A 16552-nucleotide genomic window follows, 5' to 3' on the forward strand; every position below is an offset into this window, starting at 1 on the left:
AATCACTCCTTACAGTTTCTGAAACGCCGGACTCGACCGGCCGCTGATGCAATACAGGACCACCGACAACGCCAGCAGGCCGATGATAATCATGATGTCGCGCATGGATGCTGCGATAAACAAGGTGAGCAACAGATAACCCGCGCCGGCCACGGCCAGCAATGCCGGTACCGGCCACAGGGGCATGCGGTACGGATGCTCGCGGTCGCGCAACAGCACCCGGCTCATCAGCGCGCTCAAGGCGACGATCAGGTACACCAGCATGATCAGCAACACACTGAAGGACGTCAGGTCGGCCAGGTTGGAGCTGAAACTGAGTAGCGCCGAAGGGACCGCCAGGAACAGCGTGGCCAGCCATGGCGAATCCCAGCGCGGGTGGATACGGGTGAAGAGTTTGTTGATGGTCGGTGTCCACAGCGCATCGCGACCGCTGCTGAACACTACCCGGCCGATCTGGATCACGATGGCGACAATCGCATTGAACACCGAGAGGAAGATCCCGGCACTGACCAGCCGCGACAGGGTTTCGTTGCCATGGCTGGTCAGCAGATAGCCGATGGGGTCCGGGCTGCTGATCATCTCACTGAGCGAGGGAGCGCCGATCAACAGCGCGGTGATTGGCACCAACTCGATCACCACCACCAGGCCCAGGGACCACAGCACTGCCTTGTGCACGCCCTTGCCGCCGCATTTCATGTCTTCGGCCAACAACACCGCCGGGCCATAACCATTGAACGAGAACAGGCCGATGCCGACAGCACCGATCACCAGGGCCCAGGGCGCGAGGTGCAGCACGCCGTTTTCGACGATCTGCGGCTGGAACAGCACGCTGGCGGGCTGCACCGGGTTACCGAAACCGATAAACACAATCACCAGCAAAGCCGCCACCTCCAACAGCAGGCAGGTGCCGGTAATCCATGCATTGAGCTTGATGTTGAGAATGCCCAGGGCGTAGCTGCACACCACAATCACCAGGGCCACGGTTTGTGAGTCGAACTTCGTACCCAAGGCGTTATTGAGGTAAGTCGCCGCGCCGGTGGCCAGGACCGGCGGGATAAACAGCAGCATCACCAGCACCGTGAGGAAGGTCGCGTAGCCGGCCATGCCGCCAAACACGCGCTTGGCGTACACATACTCGCCACCTGCACTGTTATGGGCGCGCCCCAGTTCGGCGTAGCAAAAGGCGAACATCAGCGCCAGCAGCCCGGCCATTACAAACGCCAGGAACACACCGCTCCCGGCTTGCTGGATTGCAAACGGGGCGATAACAAACACGGAACTGGCCGGAGTCACCGCCGAAACGGTAATGGCCACCACATCGAACACACTCAAGGTAGGTTTCAGCACGCCGTCGGGCGCGGGGGTTGTGCTCATATCGTTATCCTCTTGTTTATTCTTGGTTTGAGGCAGAAACGAAAAAGTAGGGGCGATCAATTTTTTTATTGTAGGAGCGAGCTTGCTCGCGAAAGACGTCAACGCAAACCCGTGCTGACTGGGTAACCGCAGCGCGCTCAGGTTTTTCGCGAGCAAGCTCGCTCCTACAGGGAATTTAGGTGTTGCCACTGCGCCGGCCAATTCCCCTATTGGAGTACTCCCCTTGACGGGGCCGGGTAAAAACCGAACCCTTGGCCAATCTTTCAGCCATCGGAACCCTTCACATGAGCCTGTTTCGGGAAATCGGCATGCATGCGGGCCTGGGCCGTACGGTGTCGCAAATTGGCACCGAGCGCTTCTGGAAGCAACTGGTGCTGTTGCTGCACCAGAACCTGGCCTTCGATAACGCCCTGGCGATCTTCTACCCGGTGGACGGCCCACCCCAGGCGCTGGAAGAGTACGACGCGCAGCCGACCAGCAAACCGGCGTCGATGCTGGTGTATCTCAATGGTTTGTACTTGCTCGACCCGTTCTTCCAGGCCTGCCGCGAAGGTTATGCCAGCGGCGTGTATCGCCTGGAAGAAGTGGCGCCAGACCATTTCCGCCAGAGTGAATACTTCCTCAATTACTTCCATGACAACGTGCTGGAGGATGAAGTGCAATTCATCCTGCAACTGCCCGGGGTGGGCACCTTGTCGTTGTCACTGGGTATGCAGCGGGTATTTACCGCGACTGAAACCGGGCTGCTGACGCTATTGGCGGCGTGGGTGCTGCCGTTGATGCAGCAGCATTGGCAGCAAAGCACCCAGCGCGCACCGGCGGGCGAAGCCATGGCCAGCCAGATACGCGATGCGTTGAGTCATTTTGGCAGTGGCGTGCTGTCAGAGCGCGAACTGGAAATCGCCCGCCTGGTATTGCGCGGGTTTTCGTCCAAGGCCATGGCCGAACGCCTGAGTATCTCGCCGGACACGGTCAAGGTGCATCGGCGGCACCTGTACGCCAAGCTGGATATCTCGTCGCAGCCGGAGTTGTTTTCGTTGTTTATCCAGTCGTTGGGGCATGACCTGGATAACCCCTAGGGACGCCGCCGCTTGCCCAATACCGCTCCCACACCCGTGATGTGATCAGATCACGAAGCGCGCGACCATCCCATTCAAGTCCACCGCCAGGCGCGACAGTTCATGACTGGCGGCGCTGGTCTGGTTGGCTCCGGCCGCTGACTGGGTGGCCAGGTCGCGGATGTTCACCAGGTTACGGTCCACCTCGCGGGATACCTGGGCCTGTTCTTCGGACGCACTGGCGATCACCAGGTTGCGTTCGTTGATCAGGCTGATGGACTGGGTGATCTGCTCCAGCGCCACACCAGCGGCGCGGGCCATTTCCAGAGTGCTTTGAGTGCGCTGGTTGCTCTGTTGCATGGACTGCACCGCGTCCCCGGTGCCGTTCTGGATCCCGGCGACCATTTTCTCGATCTCCTGGGTCGACTGCTGGGTGCGATGAGCCAGGGCCCGTACTTCATCGGCTACCACGGCAAACCCGCGCCCGGCTTCACCCGCACGAGCGGCTTCGATCGCCGCGTTGAGGGCCAGCAAGTTGGTTTGCTCGGCAATCGCCCGAATCACGTCCAGCACCTTGCCGATATCACGCCCCTGGGTGGCCAGGCCTTCGATCAGCACCGAGGTGTTCTGCACGTCCTGGGTCATGGTCTGGATCGCATCCACGGTTTCCACCACCCGGTCGCGCCCTTCCCGCGCGGCCTGGTTCGACTGGGCCGATGCCTCGGAGGTGGACACCGCGTTGCGCGCCACCTCTTCTACGGCGGCGGTCATTTCATTGACAGCCGTGGCGGCCTGGTCGATTTCATTGTTCTGCTGCTGCAAGCCCTTGGAGGCTTCTTCGGTTACCGCACTGAGTTCTTCGGCGGCCGATGCCAGTTGCGTGGCTGAACCGGCGATGTGCTGGATGGTCTGGCGCAAGTTACCCTGCATGGTCGCCAGGGCGCCAATCAGGCGGGCGGGCTCGTCCTTGCCGTCGTCCTCGATGACCTTGCTCAGGTCGCCACTGGAGATGGTTTGCGCGGCCGCCACGGCCTTGCGCAGCGGCGTGACAATGCTGCGCGTCAGCAGCCAGGCGAGCAATACGGTCATCAGCGCCGCGACTACCGACACCACAACTATCCCGCTGATCGCATCGTTATAGCTGCGACCGGCGTCTTCACCGGCCTGCTTGGCATCGGCGGCATTGATTGCAATCAACTTATTGAGCTGTTCGCCCATCTGATCCGTGCCGTCCTTGATGCGACTGTTGATCAAGGCGCGCATCTCCTCGACCTTGTTCTGCTGGGACAGCGCAAGCATTTCAGCCTGGGCTTTGAGGTAGTTGTCCAGCGTGGCCGCAAAGGTCTTGTACAACGCAGCTTCTTCGGCACCCGCCGGCGTCGCGGCATATCCCGCCTGGGCTTGCCGGGCCTTGTCGACCAAGACCCCGATGCGCACCTGAGCCTCTTGCAGGGCGACCGGATCGCGATTGACCAAGACACGGAATGACAGAATGCGCAGGCGCAACACGTTCTCGGTGATGTTGGCCAGGTAACCGACACTGGGCAACTGGTTGGTGCCCATGTCCAGCGAGGCCTGGCGGATCAGCGTCATACGGTTGACGGCAAACACCCCCAGAACAATCACTAACAACGCAATAAACGCAAAACCGAGAAACGCCCGAGGTGCGATGTTCAGATTACGAAGGGACATAGGAAAGCTCTCAAAGAGGGATGACTGCGAGCGTCCTTGCCACGACACGATCACTTAGCGTCAACGCGCTTAGATGACTGTTCGGCGCCACTGTTATAAAGGTTGTGTGGGCCTATAAGAGGTATCGGCCGGCTTGAGGCTTTTTGCATGGATCGGAGAAATATATTTTCACACTTTTGACAGCGGGCGCTTTCTGGCATCCTGCGCCTCCATTTTCTGACCCGAGCACGTATTTTGTCTGACGCTCAAGCCCCTCAGCCACGTTACAAATCGGACCTGATCTATGGTCTGGAAGACCGTCCGCACTTCACTGCGGCGATGTTTGCCGCCCTGCAGCATGTGCTCGCCAGCTTTGTCGGGATCATTACCCCGACCCTGATCGTCGGGGGTGTATTGGGCCTGGAAAGCGAAGTGCCCTACCTGGTCAGCATGGCGCTGTTCGTCTCCGGCCTGGGCACCTTTGTCCAGGCGCGGCGCTTTGGCCCGGTGGGCTCTGGCTTGCTGTGCCTGCAAGGCACCAGCTTTTCGTTCATCAGCGTGATTCTCAGTGCCGGATTCATGGTCAAGGCGCGAGGCGGCGGCACTGATGAAATACTCTCGACGATCTTCGGCATTTGTTTCTTTGCGGCGTTTATCGAAGTGGTGCTCAGTCAGTTCATCGGCAAGCTGCGCAAGCTGATTACCCCGGTGGTCACCGGCACCATCATCACCTTGATGGGCCTGTCGCTGATCAAGGTCGCCGTCACCGACATGGCCGGCGGCTACGGCGCCGCCGACTTGGGCGCGGCCAGCAATATGGGGCTGGCAGCCCTGGTATTGCTGACCATCGTGGTGCTCAACCGCTTCAATAACCCGTTCCTGCGCCTGGGCTCGATTGTCATCGGCCTGACCCTGGGCTTTATCGTGGCCTGGTGGCTGGGACGGGTCGACCTGGCGGCATTGCCTCAGGTGCCGCTGGTCAGCGTGCCGGTGCCGTTCAAGTACGGTTTCTCGTTTGACTGGGTGGCGTTTATCCCGGTGGCAGTGATCTTCCTGATTTCCCCGCTGGAAGCAGCCGGTGATCTGACAGCCAACTCGATGATTTCCCAACAACCGGTCAAAGGCCCGCTGTACATCAAGCGCATCAAGTCCGGCCTGCTGGCTGATGGCCTGAACTCGGTCATGGCCGCCACCTTCAATAGCCTGCCGATGGTGACCTTCGCCCAGAACAACGGCGTGATCCAGTTGACCGGCGTGGCCAGCCGCTACGTGGCGTATTTCATCGCCGGCCTACTGGTGTTGCTCGGCCTGTTCCCGATGATTGGCGCGGTGCTGCAACTGATGCCCAAGCCGGTATTGGGTGGCGCGACCCTGATCATGTTCGGCACCGTAGCCGTGGCCGGGATCAAGATCCTCGCCGAGGCCGGACTGCATCGGCGCAATGTGCTGATCGTGGCCATTTCCCTGGGGATGGGCCTGGGCGTGGCGGCGGTACCGGAAGTGCTGCGCGAACTGCCCAAGGCCTTGCATAACATCTTCGAGTCGCCGATTACCGTTGGTGCATTCTGTGCGATCCTGCTGAACATCTTCCTGCCTGAAGAGTTCATGGAACTGGAAGAAGATGAATTTGATCCGGAAGCCTCGACCCTCAAAGTGATGCAGGACCCGGACCCGACGAAATAGGAACCCTTATGCGCAGATTGATCGGCCTGACCCTGTCCCTGATATTGCTCAGCCTGAGTGCCTGCGCCCTGTTTCCCAATCGCGACCCGGTCAACATCAATGTGGTCGGGATCGAACCCCTGCAAAGCCAGGACCTGGAAGTGCGCTTTGCCGTCAAGCTGCGGGTGCAGAACCCCAACGAAACAGCGATCGACTACAACGGTGTAGCCCTGGATCTGGAGGTCAATGGCCGGCCGCTGGCCTCTGGGGTCAGCGATCAACAGGGATCTATCCCACGTTTTTCCGAGACCGTACTGATGGTGCCAGTCAGCGTTTCGGCGTTTTCGGTGTTGCGCCAGACCCTGGGCCTGAGCCAGACCCAGAGTCTGAACAACCTGCCCTATGTGCTGCGCGGCAAACTGGCCGGTGGGTTGTTTGGCACGATGCGTTTTGTTGATCGCGGCACGTTGGACTTACCCAAGTAAACAGCCTGGAGTTCACTGGCACATGGATGCGCTGGCTGCTCCTACTTCGCGGCCATCAGGCGGTTGACTTCACTGCGCACCATGTTGGCAAATTCTGGTGGCGACATGCTGTCCAGTTCCGAACGCACCCATTCGGCCCATTTGCCCTTGCGCTTGGAACGCTCGCCAAACAGCCGGGCGCCCTCGCCCTTGGCCTTGCCCAGGTTGCTTTGCCACAAGTCATACAGGCGGGACTTTTCATCTTCAAGCGCAGCGCGCTCGGCAAGGGGCTTGTTGGCCAGATTGAAGCTCATGTGGAATTACCTGCTGCACAAATAGGTGACATCTTACACTGTAGGTCGAAAGGTCCGAATTCGGATTTTTCATTGCCCCGGCAGCTGACGAAAAAAAACTGCAACTTTTGCCGTGCTTGAAGACTCCATTGTTCACTGCCCACTTACCCCGCAAGGAGCTACTCCATGGCCCGTAAAACCGCTGCCCAAGCTGTCGAAGAGCAAATCAAGGACCAGGCGTTCAGCGAACTCCAGGCCCTGATCGAAGAATCGGACAAACTGCTCAAAAGCAGCGCATCGCTGGTGGGAGAAGAAGGTGAAACCCTGCGTGAACAGGTAGCGATCAAGCTCAAGCAGGCCCTGGACTCGGTGTCCAGCGTGCGTGAGCGCAGCAAGCCGGTGGTGGATGCCACCGAAACCTACATCGGTGGCCACCCTTGGCAGACCGTGGCGATTTCAGCCGGCTTTGGCCTGGTGGTTGGCCTGCTGCTTGGCCGTCGCCACTGATCGATTCCACGGCCGGGGCGGCTCAGTCCGCCCCGGCCATCAGCCCTGCGCCAACTTACGCAACCGCGCCAGCTCATCACCGTCCAGAACAATTCCTTCCACTTCTGCCTTGGCCCGCGTGCGATGACGCCGGTCGCCCGGCAAGCGTCGCAGCCCTGCCGCATGCATCTGCCGCACCAGTTCCTGGCTGCGCTCGGCAAAGTCTTGCCCGGCGGCTTTGCTGGGGTCGATCACGATCAGCAACTGGCCTGTCCAGGGGGTCTTGGCGCCGGGATGGTTTGACCAGTCGAATTCGAACGAGAAGTTGCCCCCGGTCAGCGCGGCTGCCAGCAACTCCACCATCATCGACAAGGCCGAGCCCTTGTGCCCGCCAAATGGCAACAACGCCCCGCCTTCGAGGATCGCCTTTGGGTCCTGGGTCGGCTGGCCCAGGCTGTCGACGCCAGTGCCCGGTGGAACACGTTCACCCTTGCGGGCGGCAATCTGGACATCGCCATGGGCGATTGCGCTGGTGGCCAGATCAAACACAATCGGTGGCCCGTCAGCACGTGGCGCCGCGAACGCGATGGGATTGGTGCCGAACAAGGGCCGATCGGCGCCATGAGGGACCACGCAAGTCATGCTATTGACCACGCTCAGGGCGACCAAACCCTCTTCGGCAAACGGCTCGACATCCGGCCACAAGGCAGCAAAGTGGTGAGAGTTACGAATCGCCAGTACGGCAATCCCAGCACTGCGGGCTTTTGCCACCAATAACGGGCGGGCCGCCGCCAGCGCCGGCTGGGCAAATCCATTGGCGGCATCCACACGCACGAACCCCGAGGCCACATCCTCGACCACCGGCACCGCCTGGCCATTGACCCAGCCGCTGTCCAGAGTCGAGACATAGCCGGGTATGCGAAACACCCCGTGGCTGTGCGCTCCGTCCTGTTCAGCGCGGGCGCAGTTGTCAGCCAGTACGCTGGCAACATCCGGCGAAGCGCCGTGACGGATGAAAATGGCCTTGAGCAGCGTCACAAGTTGCGTGAAGACAATTGAAGTGTTCGCAGCGGTAATGGGCGTGGCTGACATCTGAAGCTCCAGAATTGTTATTGGAGGGGGCAACAGCCTGCTGGATTCGGCCCATTGATTAACAACGCGCGACAAGTGAGCTGTCAACCACCGACGCGGCTTCGATGTTATTTATTTAATGCCCACCTGATGCCGTCGACTCCAGTTGGAGTGATTTTGGTGCAGCCCCAGAAACCGAGTACATCAAGGGTCAGATACTTGCGCCGCGGGGATGAATTTGAGTAATGCGAGAGGGATGTTCAGGACCAACCTGGCCAGGCGAGTCGGCACTATCCTGGATAATGCCGACTCCGTGGCGTTGCCTATCACTAACCTGAGGCGTCAGTTGAGCCCGATGCCCATCAGTCACAGGGAATCTAATCGGGATCAGTCCTTCTGGTCGCGCAACACATTGCCCGAGGCGCCGTCGATGCGGATTTCATAAACGCTACCATCAGCTTTGCGACCTTTGACTTCCCAATAACCATTGTCGTCAGCTTCGGCCTGGTAGACCTCAATGTAACCAGCCTTGGTCTTGGCAGTTTCGATGGCTTTCTCGATGGTGATCCAGCCGGCCCCAGGTTTGTCGGCCAAGGCGGCGCCAGCGCCGAACAAGGTGGCAGTGGCAAGCATGGCAGTGAGGGTATTCTTCAGCATTTTCTTACTCCGTTAGAGAGAATGACTTACAGATCCAGATTTTTAGGGTGTTTACAGCCCGAATTAGTTCCACATTGATGCTCATTCGCCATGATGGCTGTTCTCGGCACCACGCCGGGAAGGTTAGAATGTAGGAAATCAGGAAGCACCAATGACCGAACAGCCCCTTTCAGAAGCCGAATATGATGCAGTCACCGATGCCGCCGCGCATTGGTGTATGCGTCTGCACGCTTTTGATTGCACCGTGGCAGAACGGCAGGCTTTCGAACAGTGGCACGATGCGCACCCTCTGCATGCCTTCGAATATGCCGCCATGCTGGAAATCTGGGATGTTGCCGACCACTTGCCGCGCACCAGCGAAGCACCACCGCCGGTTGTGCGGGTCACACCACCCAGCCGCTGGCGCACCTATGCAGTCGCCGCCGCCATTTCCCTGGTGGCGTTGCCACTGGCCGCCTTCACCAGTTGGGAGGCCGGTTGGCTGCCCAGCTCTTATGAGCATTACGAAGCCACCAGTGGCCTGCGCCACGTGACGCTGACTGATGGCAGTGAAGTTGAGCTGAACCTGGGCACCGAGCTGGTCTACAGCAACTACAAGGATGAGCGCCGGGCCACGCTGAAAAAAGGTGAAGCGTTCTTCAAGGTCAGCCATGACCTCGCACACCCGTTTGTGGTGCGCGCCGGCACGGGGCAAATCCGGGTGACGGGCACCCAGTTCAACGTCTGGAAGTATGACGATCAAGTACGGGTGATGTTGCTGGAAGGCTCGGTAAAAATCACCAGCGACGCCAGCCACAGCGGCCTGAGCCTGACGCCCGGAATGCAGGCCAGTTACAACCTGGGGGACGCGCAACCGCAATTACAGGCCTTCTCCCCCCATGACCCGGCGCTGGCCTGGCGCACCGGCAAGTTGATTCTCGACAATCTGCCACTGGTGGATGCCTTGCCACTGATCAACCGTTACTTGAGCAAACCGGTGATGCTGGCCGATACGGGCACCGGGAATATTCGCATTGGCGGGATCTACGATATCCATGAAGTCACCCATCTGGTGTCCTCCCTGCCCAACGTGCTGCCGGTCTACCTGACTCAGAACCAGGACGGCAACACCGTACTCAATTCAATCCCGCGCAAAACTCCCAAGACCTGATCAAGAGCCGTGACTACCGCGTACTGCGGTGGCACGGCTATCGTTCGCAACGCCTTGTCCACTTTTGAAACACCCCTCACCGCGCAGCAGCCCAGTGGCTGCGGGTTCATCGTTTCGTCATCACAAGTGTTTCAGCCCTGAAACACCCCGGGCCCAAGCCTGGCGCAGCTCATTGGCCGCCATCCTGTTTCATGCCTGATACACCCTGCCCACAGGCACCTCGCACATAATCCCAAGCTGTTGAATAACCAGCCAATATAAAAAGCGGCACAGCTTCTGCTCTCTTCCTTGCAACGCTGTTTAGGGTCAGCGTTAAAAAACAAGGAATGCTGCCGTGGCGACTCTCAATCCAGGCTCACTGAGCCTACTGCTGATCAGCTGTGTACTCAGCGCCAGTGTGAGCGTGAGCGCTTTTGCGGGAGACGGCATCATCGTGACCGGGCGCAATGTTCAAGGTTTCCACGTTGGTCGCCCAGCCTTTGGTCCCGACCCTTATCCAACCACAGTGAATGCCAACCCAAGCAGTCAGATTCAGCGTGCTACCGGCGAACTCAGCGATAGCGATTTTGCAGGCCTGAGTAGCGGTTCCGGCATTACCCGCACGATCCTGCCAAACGGCGAACTCCCCGGCCTGAGCAACACTCTGGGCACCAATTCGGCTGGCTTGGGCACTGGCGCAGCTGCGAGTCATGGCGGCGGGAACAGCCTGGGTGGCCAGATCAGCGGCACGATTGAACGTGGCCTGGCCCCCTTGAACAACATCGGCAGCATGATGGGGGCTCAGTAATGAATCGCTCATGGCTGATCCCTGCACTGTTCAGTTGCTCTTGCGCAATGGCCGGCGACGGTCACGAAGCGCTCATCGACAACTCCGGCAAACAATACACCGGCGTTATTTCGGTCAACCAGGCCGCCGGCAATCAGCAACAACAGATCAACAGCCGGAGCATCACAGTCGGCGGTCAAGCCAGCACTGTGCTCATACAGAAGCTCGACGGCAAGGCCGACCCTTCCCTCAACGCCAACACGGCGATCCAGGGAACCTCTTTCAGCAATGGCAACGGTGTACTGGGCGTCAACCAGTCGGCCGGGGCCAATAACCAGATGATCAATGCGGTGCGGATCAGTATCAATCCTGGCCCGCAAAGCATCGATGACAGCGTCTTGTCGCAACAGAACACGACGCTGTTACCAGACTCAAGGTCCTCCTCTACCACTGGCAGCCGCCAGGTCGTTACCAGCGACCAGGCCTTCACCGGCAGCCGTGGAGTGGTACAGGTGAATCAGAGTGCAGGGGTGGGGAACCGAATGGCTAACACCCTCGGTATCACTATCAAGTAACGACTTGATAGGTGTTTGTTAGACCGTACCAACACTTAACCAACTAATTAGAAGCAAGGAGATACACCATGAAACCTACAATGGCTCTCAAACCACTGGTTTTTGCTCTGGCTGCGCTCATGGCTGTTGCTGTACAAGCTGACGCTAACAAGTGGTACCCAACCCCTGCACCCACCGGCACCGTAGCCGCCGTCGTCACGGACACCCAAATCAGCAAAGACAACAAGTTCGATGACACCAAAACCACCAACAATGCCTCGGCCAACCACTCGTTGAACCGCAGCAACGGCAACCTGGGTGGCAACGTCGCCGCTGGCTCCGGCAACCAGCAAGATAACGCCGCAGCAATCACCAGCAGCGCTGACGATTCAAACCTGGTTTTCGCCCTGGTCGATGTCGATCAGCAAAGCAAACAGAACGACTTCGAAAGCAAGGGCGTGCAAAACAATGCCTCGCTGAACAACTCGGCCAACAACAGTTCCGGCAACGTGGGTGTCAACGTCGCCGCCGGTCAAGGCAACCAGCAGAAAAACAACCTGGCGATTGTGGTTGCAGACGGCAACAACGTCGCCGCAGCCTCGAACACCGTGCAAACCTCGGTGGATAACGAGTTCCTCAATACTGCCTCTACCGGTAATGGCAACAACGGCAACAGCTTCGGTAATGGCAATGGCAACGGCAATGGCAATGGCAACGGCAACGGCAACGGCAACGGCAACGGCAATGGCAACGGCAACGGCAATGGCAACGGCAACGGCAACGGCAATGGCAATGGCCAAGCCTCTTATGTCGTCAACAACGCCAGCCTGAACCACTCGGCCAACAACGCCTCTGGCAACATCGGCGTCAACGTGGCTGCAGGCATTGGCAACCAGCAGAGCAACACTCTCTCCCTCGGCAGCGGCTGCACCGTCTGCGCAGCGGGTAGCGGCGTACGCTTCTGATGCAATCGGGCCTTGGCAACAAGGCCCTTTTTTATTTCCGTGTCCAACAGGTCATCCGATCATGCGCCTCGCGACCCTCACCCTTCTATTACTGCTTGCTGGCCCTTCCTGGGCAGGGCAAATGGCTATTTCCGCCATGCCCGGCGGTGCAGTGATTTTCAAGAAGGTCGAGAGCATCCGCGAACGCCGGTTCGCTAACCTGGTGGAACAAAAAACCGATTTCAGCTGTGGTGCGGCAGCACTGGCCACCATCCTGCGCCAAGCCTATTGGATGGACGTTGATGAAGAACACGTCATCAAGGGCATGCTGGTCAACGCTGACCAGGACCTGGTACGTACCCAGGGTTTCTCCATGCTCGACATGAAACGCTACCTCGAAAGCATCGGCATGCGTGCCAGGGGCTACAAAATCGGCCCGGACACCCTGCTGACCGTGAAAATCCCTGTGGTGGTGTTAGTGGAGATCCGTGGCTATAAGCACTTCGTCGTGATGCAGCGTGCCGAAAAAGACTGGGTCTATATCGGTGACCCTGTCCTGGGCAATAAACGCTATGCACGGGACGACTTTGTCAAAGGCTGGAACGGTGTGGTGTTTGCCGTGTTGGGTGAGGGCTATGACAAGACCAACGCCCTGCTCGATCCTCCCACACCATTGACCGCCAAGACCAAAATGAACGAGTTCCGGCCCGTGGGCGATGCAGAGCTGATGGACTTCGGTTTTATCCAGAGCGATTTCTTCTAGAAGCGCGATAAGGAGCAGGAAGCTCCAGGAGCAAAACATGAACACTTATCGTTGGCTTACGGTCCTGTGCCTGGCAGCCTCGATGCCTGCCTATGCTTCCTCAGCGTTCAAGCCCATCGAAATGAAAGACTCGGAACTGGCTGAACTGCGCGGCCGTTTCGTGATGCCAGGGCGAATTGTCAGCTTCGGTATTGTCATGAGCACCACCTGGACCAACGCCGCTGGCGACACCAGTACGGTGAACGCCAATATGCACATCGACTCCGCCACCATCACCCCGCAATTCTATGTGCAGTCCACCGGCTCAGTCGGCAGCGGTACCAATCGCGACCCTGGCACCGGCACTGTCGTGGGTGGCGCCGGCCTGGGCAGTGGCCAGGGCGTGACCCAAACCGTACGCGCCGCCGGCGATGGCAATACGGCCTATAACAACGTCGGGATCAATGTCAGTGAAAACGGCCTGTCACCGGCCAACGTGGCGCAGTCGGGGCATGCGTTGATGGCGGGCGGCTCCTTCACGACCGACAGTGCGGCCGGTCGAGTCAGTGTTTCGGCCAACAATGGCGGCGTGCAGATGGCCATCCAAGCCAATAACAATCAGGGGAGCGCCCTGCAGCAGATCGGTGGCGGCAATGTACTGCAAGGCACGGTTTTGCAAGGCAACAGTAACTTCGTCAACAACATGACGCAGCTCAATGTGGTGCTAGGCAACAATGGTCTGAACGCGGGCGCATTGAACTGCAACCTGGATCAACTCAAAGGCCTACGCACGCTCGGTTATTGAACTACGCTGACCCTCGACACTTCCGCATTAGAAAAGGACGGCTTATTTCATGCATCGATCGTTATCACTACGTGCCGTTGTCTGTTTAAGTACGCTCTTGCCAGCGAGTATGTTGTACGCAGCACCAGACGCGGACATAGAAACCCTCAAACAAGAACTTCTGGAGCTCAAGCAGCGCTACGAAGTCCAGCAAAAAGCCCTGGCAGTCCTGGAACAACGGGTGCGCCAGGTGGAAGACCAGCCAGCAACCCCGGCGCCCAAACGCCTGGCCAAATCGCCAGCCGACTTCAAGCAAAGTGGCAGCACCGTGGCCGCCAGCGGCGGTACGGGTGGAGCCACAGGCGGCAGCTCCTACGGGCAATCGCTCAAGGATGATTCGGCGCCAGCGCAAAGTGTCAGCAACTTGTATAACGAAGCCAGCGGTTTCTTCGGTAACGGCAAATTCAGTTTTGAAACCGGCATTACCTACGCACGCTATGACGCCCGTCAATTGACCCTCAATGGTTTTCTCGCGCTGGACTCGATTTTCCTGGGCAATATCAACCTGGACCGTATCAAGGCAGATAACTGGACCTTGGACCTGACGGGCCGCTACAACCTTGATAACCGCTGGCAGTTCGACGTTAACGTTCCGGTGGTCTACCGCGAGTCGACCTACCAGTCTGGTGGGGCCAGTGGTGGTGACCCGCAAGCGACCTCAGAAGAGTCGGTGAGCCGTGATCCAACCATCGGCGACGTCAACTTCGGGATTGCCTACAAATTCCTCGACGAATCACCGACGATGCCCGATGCCGTGGTCTCAGTGCGCGTCAAGGCCCCCACCGGCAAGGAACCCTTCGGGATCAAGCTGGTGCGCTCAACGGCCAACGACAACCTGTTTGTACCGGAGAACCTGCCAACCGGTAACGGTGTCTGGTCGATAACCCCTGGGATATCCCTGGTCAAGACCTTCGATCCGGCAGTGCTGTTCGGCAGCCTTTCCTACACTCATAACTTCGAAGATTCGTTTGACGATATCAGCAGTGACGTCAACCAGAAGGTCGGTGGCAAGGTGCGCCTGGGCGACAGTTTCCAATTTGGCGTAGGCGTGGCGTTTGCCTTGAACGAGCGCATGAGTATGTCGTTCTCGGTATCTGACCTGATTCAGCGCAAGAGCAAGCTCAAGCCTGATGGCGGTGACTGGCAGTCGATTGTCTCCAGCGACGCCAACGCCGGCTACTTCAACGTCGGCATGACCATTGCCGCCAGTGAGAACCTGACCATCGTGCCCAACCTGGCTATCGGCATGACCGATGACGCGCCTGATTTCACCTTCAGCCTGAAATTCCCGTACTACTTCTAAACGCCATACCTCCTACAGGGGATGGTGGGTTTAGGGAAAGGAAAAGCCCCGCCGCGATAAGGGTCGCGACGGGGCTTTTTTACCCGCCCTAGCGGATCTGGTGTTTGTGCAGCAACCGGTAGAACGTGGGCCGGGAAACTCCCAGCACTCGGGCAGCGACACTCAGGTTGTCGCTGTGCCGGTTCAGCACATCGCACAACGCCTGACGTTCGGCGCGGTGCTTGTAATCTTCCAGTGTAGCCATCGGCAATATGATTGCCTGGTGGCTTTGCAACCCCAGGTCGATCGCTTCGATTTGTCGCCCTTCGGCCAGTACCAACCCGCGCCGTACCCGGTTGGCCAACTCACGCACATTACCCGGCCATCCATGCTTGCCCATGGCGACCAGGGCATCCTCGCTGAAGCTACGCGGGCGACGTCCGGTTTCCTGGCTGTAGAAACGGGAGAAATGGTTGGCCAACATGCCCACATCGCCATGCCGTTCACGCAGGGGGGCGGTGGTCACTTGCAAGACATTCAGGCGGTAGTACAAGTCTTCGCGAAATGTGCCCTTCTCGATCGCCGCCTCCAGATCGATATGGGTCGCCGCCAGTACCCGCACATCCACCGGGATCGGCTGGCTGCCACCGACACGTTCTATGTGTTTTTCCTGGAGAAAACGCAGCAGGTTGGCTTGCAATTCCATCGGCAGATCGCCGATTTCATCGAGGAACAAGGTGCCGCCGTTGGCCGCTTCGATACGCCCGATCTTGCGCTGATGAGCGCCGGTGAACGCGCCCTTTTCATGACCGAACAGTTCGGACTGGATCAAATGTTCTGGAATCGCCCCGCAATTGATCGCCACAAACGGCTTGGCGTGGCGCTGGGATTGCCGGTGCAGGGTCTTTGCCACCAACTCCTTGCCGGTGCCACTGTCGCCACGGATCAGAATCGGCGATTCGGTGGGCGCCAGTTTAGCCAGCAACTTGCGCAACTCGCGGATCGGCCGGCTGTCGCCCAGCAGCTCATGTTCTGGCTCATCCACGTGGGCAATGCCTTTACCACGCAAGCGCGCCATGCCAAACGCACGACCGAGGGTGACCTGGACCCGCGACACATCAAATGGCAAGGTGTGAAAGTCGAAAAACCATTCACAGACAAAGTCGCCGACCTTCTGCAGACGCAGCACTTCGGGGCTGAGCACGGCAATCCATTCAGTACCGCTGCGGCTAATCAGCTCTTTAACCGCTTCGGGCCGCTGCAAGTGAGCGGGCTGCAGCCGTAACAATCCCACATCACAGGTACGATCCCCGAGGGCGTCCAAGGCACAGCTGTCGACATCCCACCCGGCCGCCCGCAAACCAGGTAATAACTGGTGGCAGTCATCACAGGGATCGACCACAAGTAAACGACGCAGTGGGGGTGTAACAATCATGACTATTCCTTGGCGTCAAAATCATTAAAGTTATTTAGAAACAACAGTTTGAGGCGACTGTTGATAACCCTAGCAAGATCTTGACACCCCCTTGTATCG

At 58.7% G+C, this 16552-nt stretch carries 17 protein-coding genes; 11 read left to right on the plus strand and 6 right to left on the minus strand.

All coding sequences use genetic code 11. The features are described from left to right. Positions 1-9: 9 nt before the first annotated feature. A complete protein-coding gene (locus H097_RS16755; protein WP_032861149.1) occupies positions 10-1374 on the minus strand; it encodes an APC family permease in 1365 nt (454 codons plus the stop codon). Between the two features lie 284 nt (positions 1375-1658). Here H097_RS16755 and H097_RS16760 point away from each other — a divergent pair, with 284 nt between their 5' ends. After that, entirely contained in the window at positions 1659-2453 is a 795-nt protein-coding gene (locus H097_RS16760; protein WP_032861150.1) for a helix-turn-helix transcriptional regulator, read from the plus strand. A 45-nt stretch (positions 2454-2498) separates the two neighbouring features. Here H097_RS16760 and H097_RS16765 read toward each other — a convergent pair whose 3' ends face one another. After that, positions 2499-4124, minus strand: coding sequence for a methyl-accepting chemotaxis protein (locus H097_RS16765; protein ID WP_032861151.1), 1626 nt, complete (start codon positions 4122-4124; stop codon positions 2499-2501). Between the two features lie 234 nt (positions 4125-4358). On the opposite strand from H097_RS16765, the gene H097_RS16770 reads away from it, so the two are divergent. Beyond that, positions 4359-5786 carry a nucleobase:cation symporter-2 family protein gene (locus tag H097_RS16770; protein ID WP_032861152.1) on the plus strand — a complete coding sequence of 476 codons (1428 nt, stop codon included), beginning with the start codon at positions 4359-4361 and terminating at the stop codon, positions 5784-5786. A gap of 8 nt (positions 5787-5794) precedes the next feature. After that, entirely contained in the window at positions 5795-6250 is a 456-nt protein-coding gene (locus H097_RS16775; protein WP_032861153.1) for an LEA type 2 family protein, read from the plus strand. Between the two features lie 41 nt (positions 6251-6291). On the opposite strand, the gene H097_RS16780 is transcribed toward H097_RS16775, so the two are convergent. Beyond that, positions 6292-6543, minus strand: coding sequence for a hypothetical protein (locus H097_RS16780; protein ID WP_032861154.1), 252 nt, complete (start codon positions 6541-6543; stop codon positions 6292-6294). Positions 6544-6708: 165 nt separating this feature from the next. On the opposite strand from H097_RS16780, the gene H097_RS16785 reads away from it, so the two are divergent. Then, complete coding sequence (locus H097_RS16785; protein ID WP_032861155.1) at positions 6709-7029, plus strand: DUF883 family protein; 321 nt, start codon at positions 6709-6711, stop codon at positions 7027-7029. Between the two features lie 39 nt (positions 7030-7068). On the opposite strand, the gene H097_RS16790 is transcribed toward H097_RS16785, so the two are convergent. Both H097_RS16790 and H097_RS16795 read right to left on the minus strand, forming a co-directional pair. Beyond that, positions 7069-8100, minus strand: a complete 1032-nt coding sequence (locus H097_RS16790) for an Ldh family oxidoreductase (protein ID WP_032861156.1) — start codon at positions 8098-8100, stop codon at positions 7069-7071. A 366-nt stretch (positions 8101-8466) separates the two neighbouring features. After that, positions 8467-8736 (minus strand): PepSY domain-containing protein, encoded by a 270-nt coding sequence (locus H097_RS16795; protein ID WP_032861157.1) that lies wholly within the window; start codon positions 8734-8736, stop codon positions 8467-8469. A 151-nt stretch (positions 8737-8887) separates the two neighbouring features. Here H097_RS16795 and H097_RS16800 point away from each other — a divergent pair, with 151 nt between their 5' ends. From H097_RS16800 to H097_RS16830, 7 genes are all read left to right on the plus strand, one after another. Next, positions 8888-9886 (plus strand): FecR family protein, encoded by a 999-nt coding sequence (locus H097_RS16800; RefSeq protein ID WP_032861158.1) that lies wholly within the window; start codon positions 8888-8890, stop codon positions 9884-9886. A 334-nt stretch (positions 9887-10220) separates the two neighbouring features. Continuing rightward, entirely contained in the window at positions 10221-10673 is a 453-nt protein-coding gene (locus H097_RS16805; protein WP_032861160.1) for a hypothetical protein, read from the plus strand. Continuing rightward, positions 10673-11227, plus strand: coding sequence for a hypothetical protein (locus tag H097_RS16810; RefSeq protein WP_032861161.1), 555 nt, complete (start codon positions 10673-10675; stop codon positions 11225-11227). Before H097_RS16805 ends, H097_RS16810 begins: the two co-directional genes overlap by 1 nt. Positions 11228-11295: 68 nt before the next feature. Then, positions 11296-12171 carry a hypothetical protein gene (locus H097_RS28230; RefSeq protein WP_032861162.1) on the plus strand — a complete coding sequence of 292 codons (876 nt, stop codon included), beginning with the start codon at positions 11296-11298 and terminating at the stop codon, positions 12169-12171. 61 nt (positions 12172-12232) lie between these two features. After that, positions 12233-12913, plus strand: coding sequence for a C39 family peptidase (locus H097_RS16820; RefSeq protein ID WP_032861163.1), 681 nt, complete (start codon positions 12233-12235; stop codon positions 12911-12913). A 37-nt stretch (positions 12914-12950) separates the two neighbouring features. Then, a complete protein-coding gene (locus tag H097_RS16825) occupies positions 12951-13697 on the plus strand; it encodes a hypothetical protein (RefSeq protein ID WP_032861164.1) in 747 nt (248 codons plus the stop codon). A gap of 49 nt (positions 13698-13746) precedes the next feature. Then, on the plus strand, positions 13747-15039 hold the full coding sequence (locus tag H097_RS16830; RefSeq protein WP_032861165.1) for a hypothetical protein: 1293 nt from the start codon (positions 13747-13749) through the stop codon (positions 15037-15039). An 88-nt stretch (positions 15040-15127) separates the two neighbouring features. Here H097_RS16830 and H097_RS16835 read toward each other — a convergent pair whose 3' ends face one another. Further along, positions 15128-16453, minus strand: a complete 1326-nt coding sequence (locus H097_RS16835) for a sigma-54 dependent transcriptional regulator (protein WP_032861166.1) — start codon at positions 16451-16453, stop codon at positions 15128-15130. Between the last annotated feature and the right edge of the window lie 99 nt (positions 16454-16552).

Origin of the sequence: Pseudomonas sp. FH4 (genome assembly GCF_000510915.2) — a bacterium.
Lineage (GTDB): Bacteria > Pseudomonadota > Gammaproteobacteria > Pseudomonadales > Pseudomonadaceae > Aquipseudomonas > Aquipseudomonas brenneri.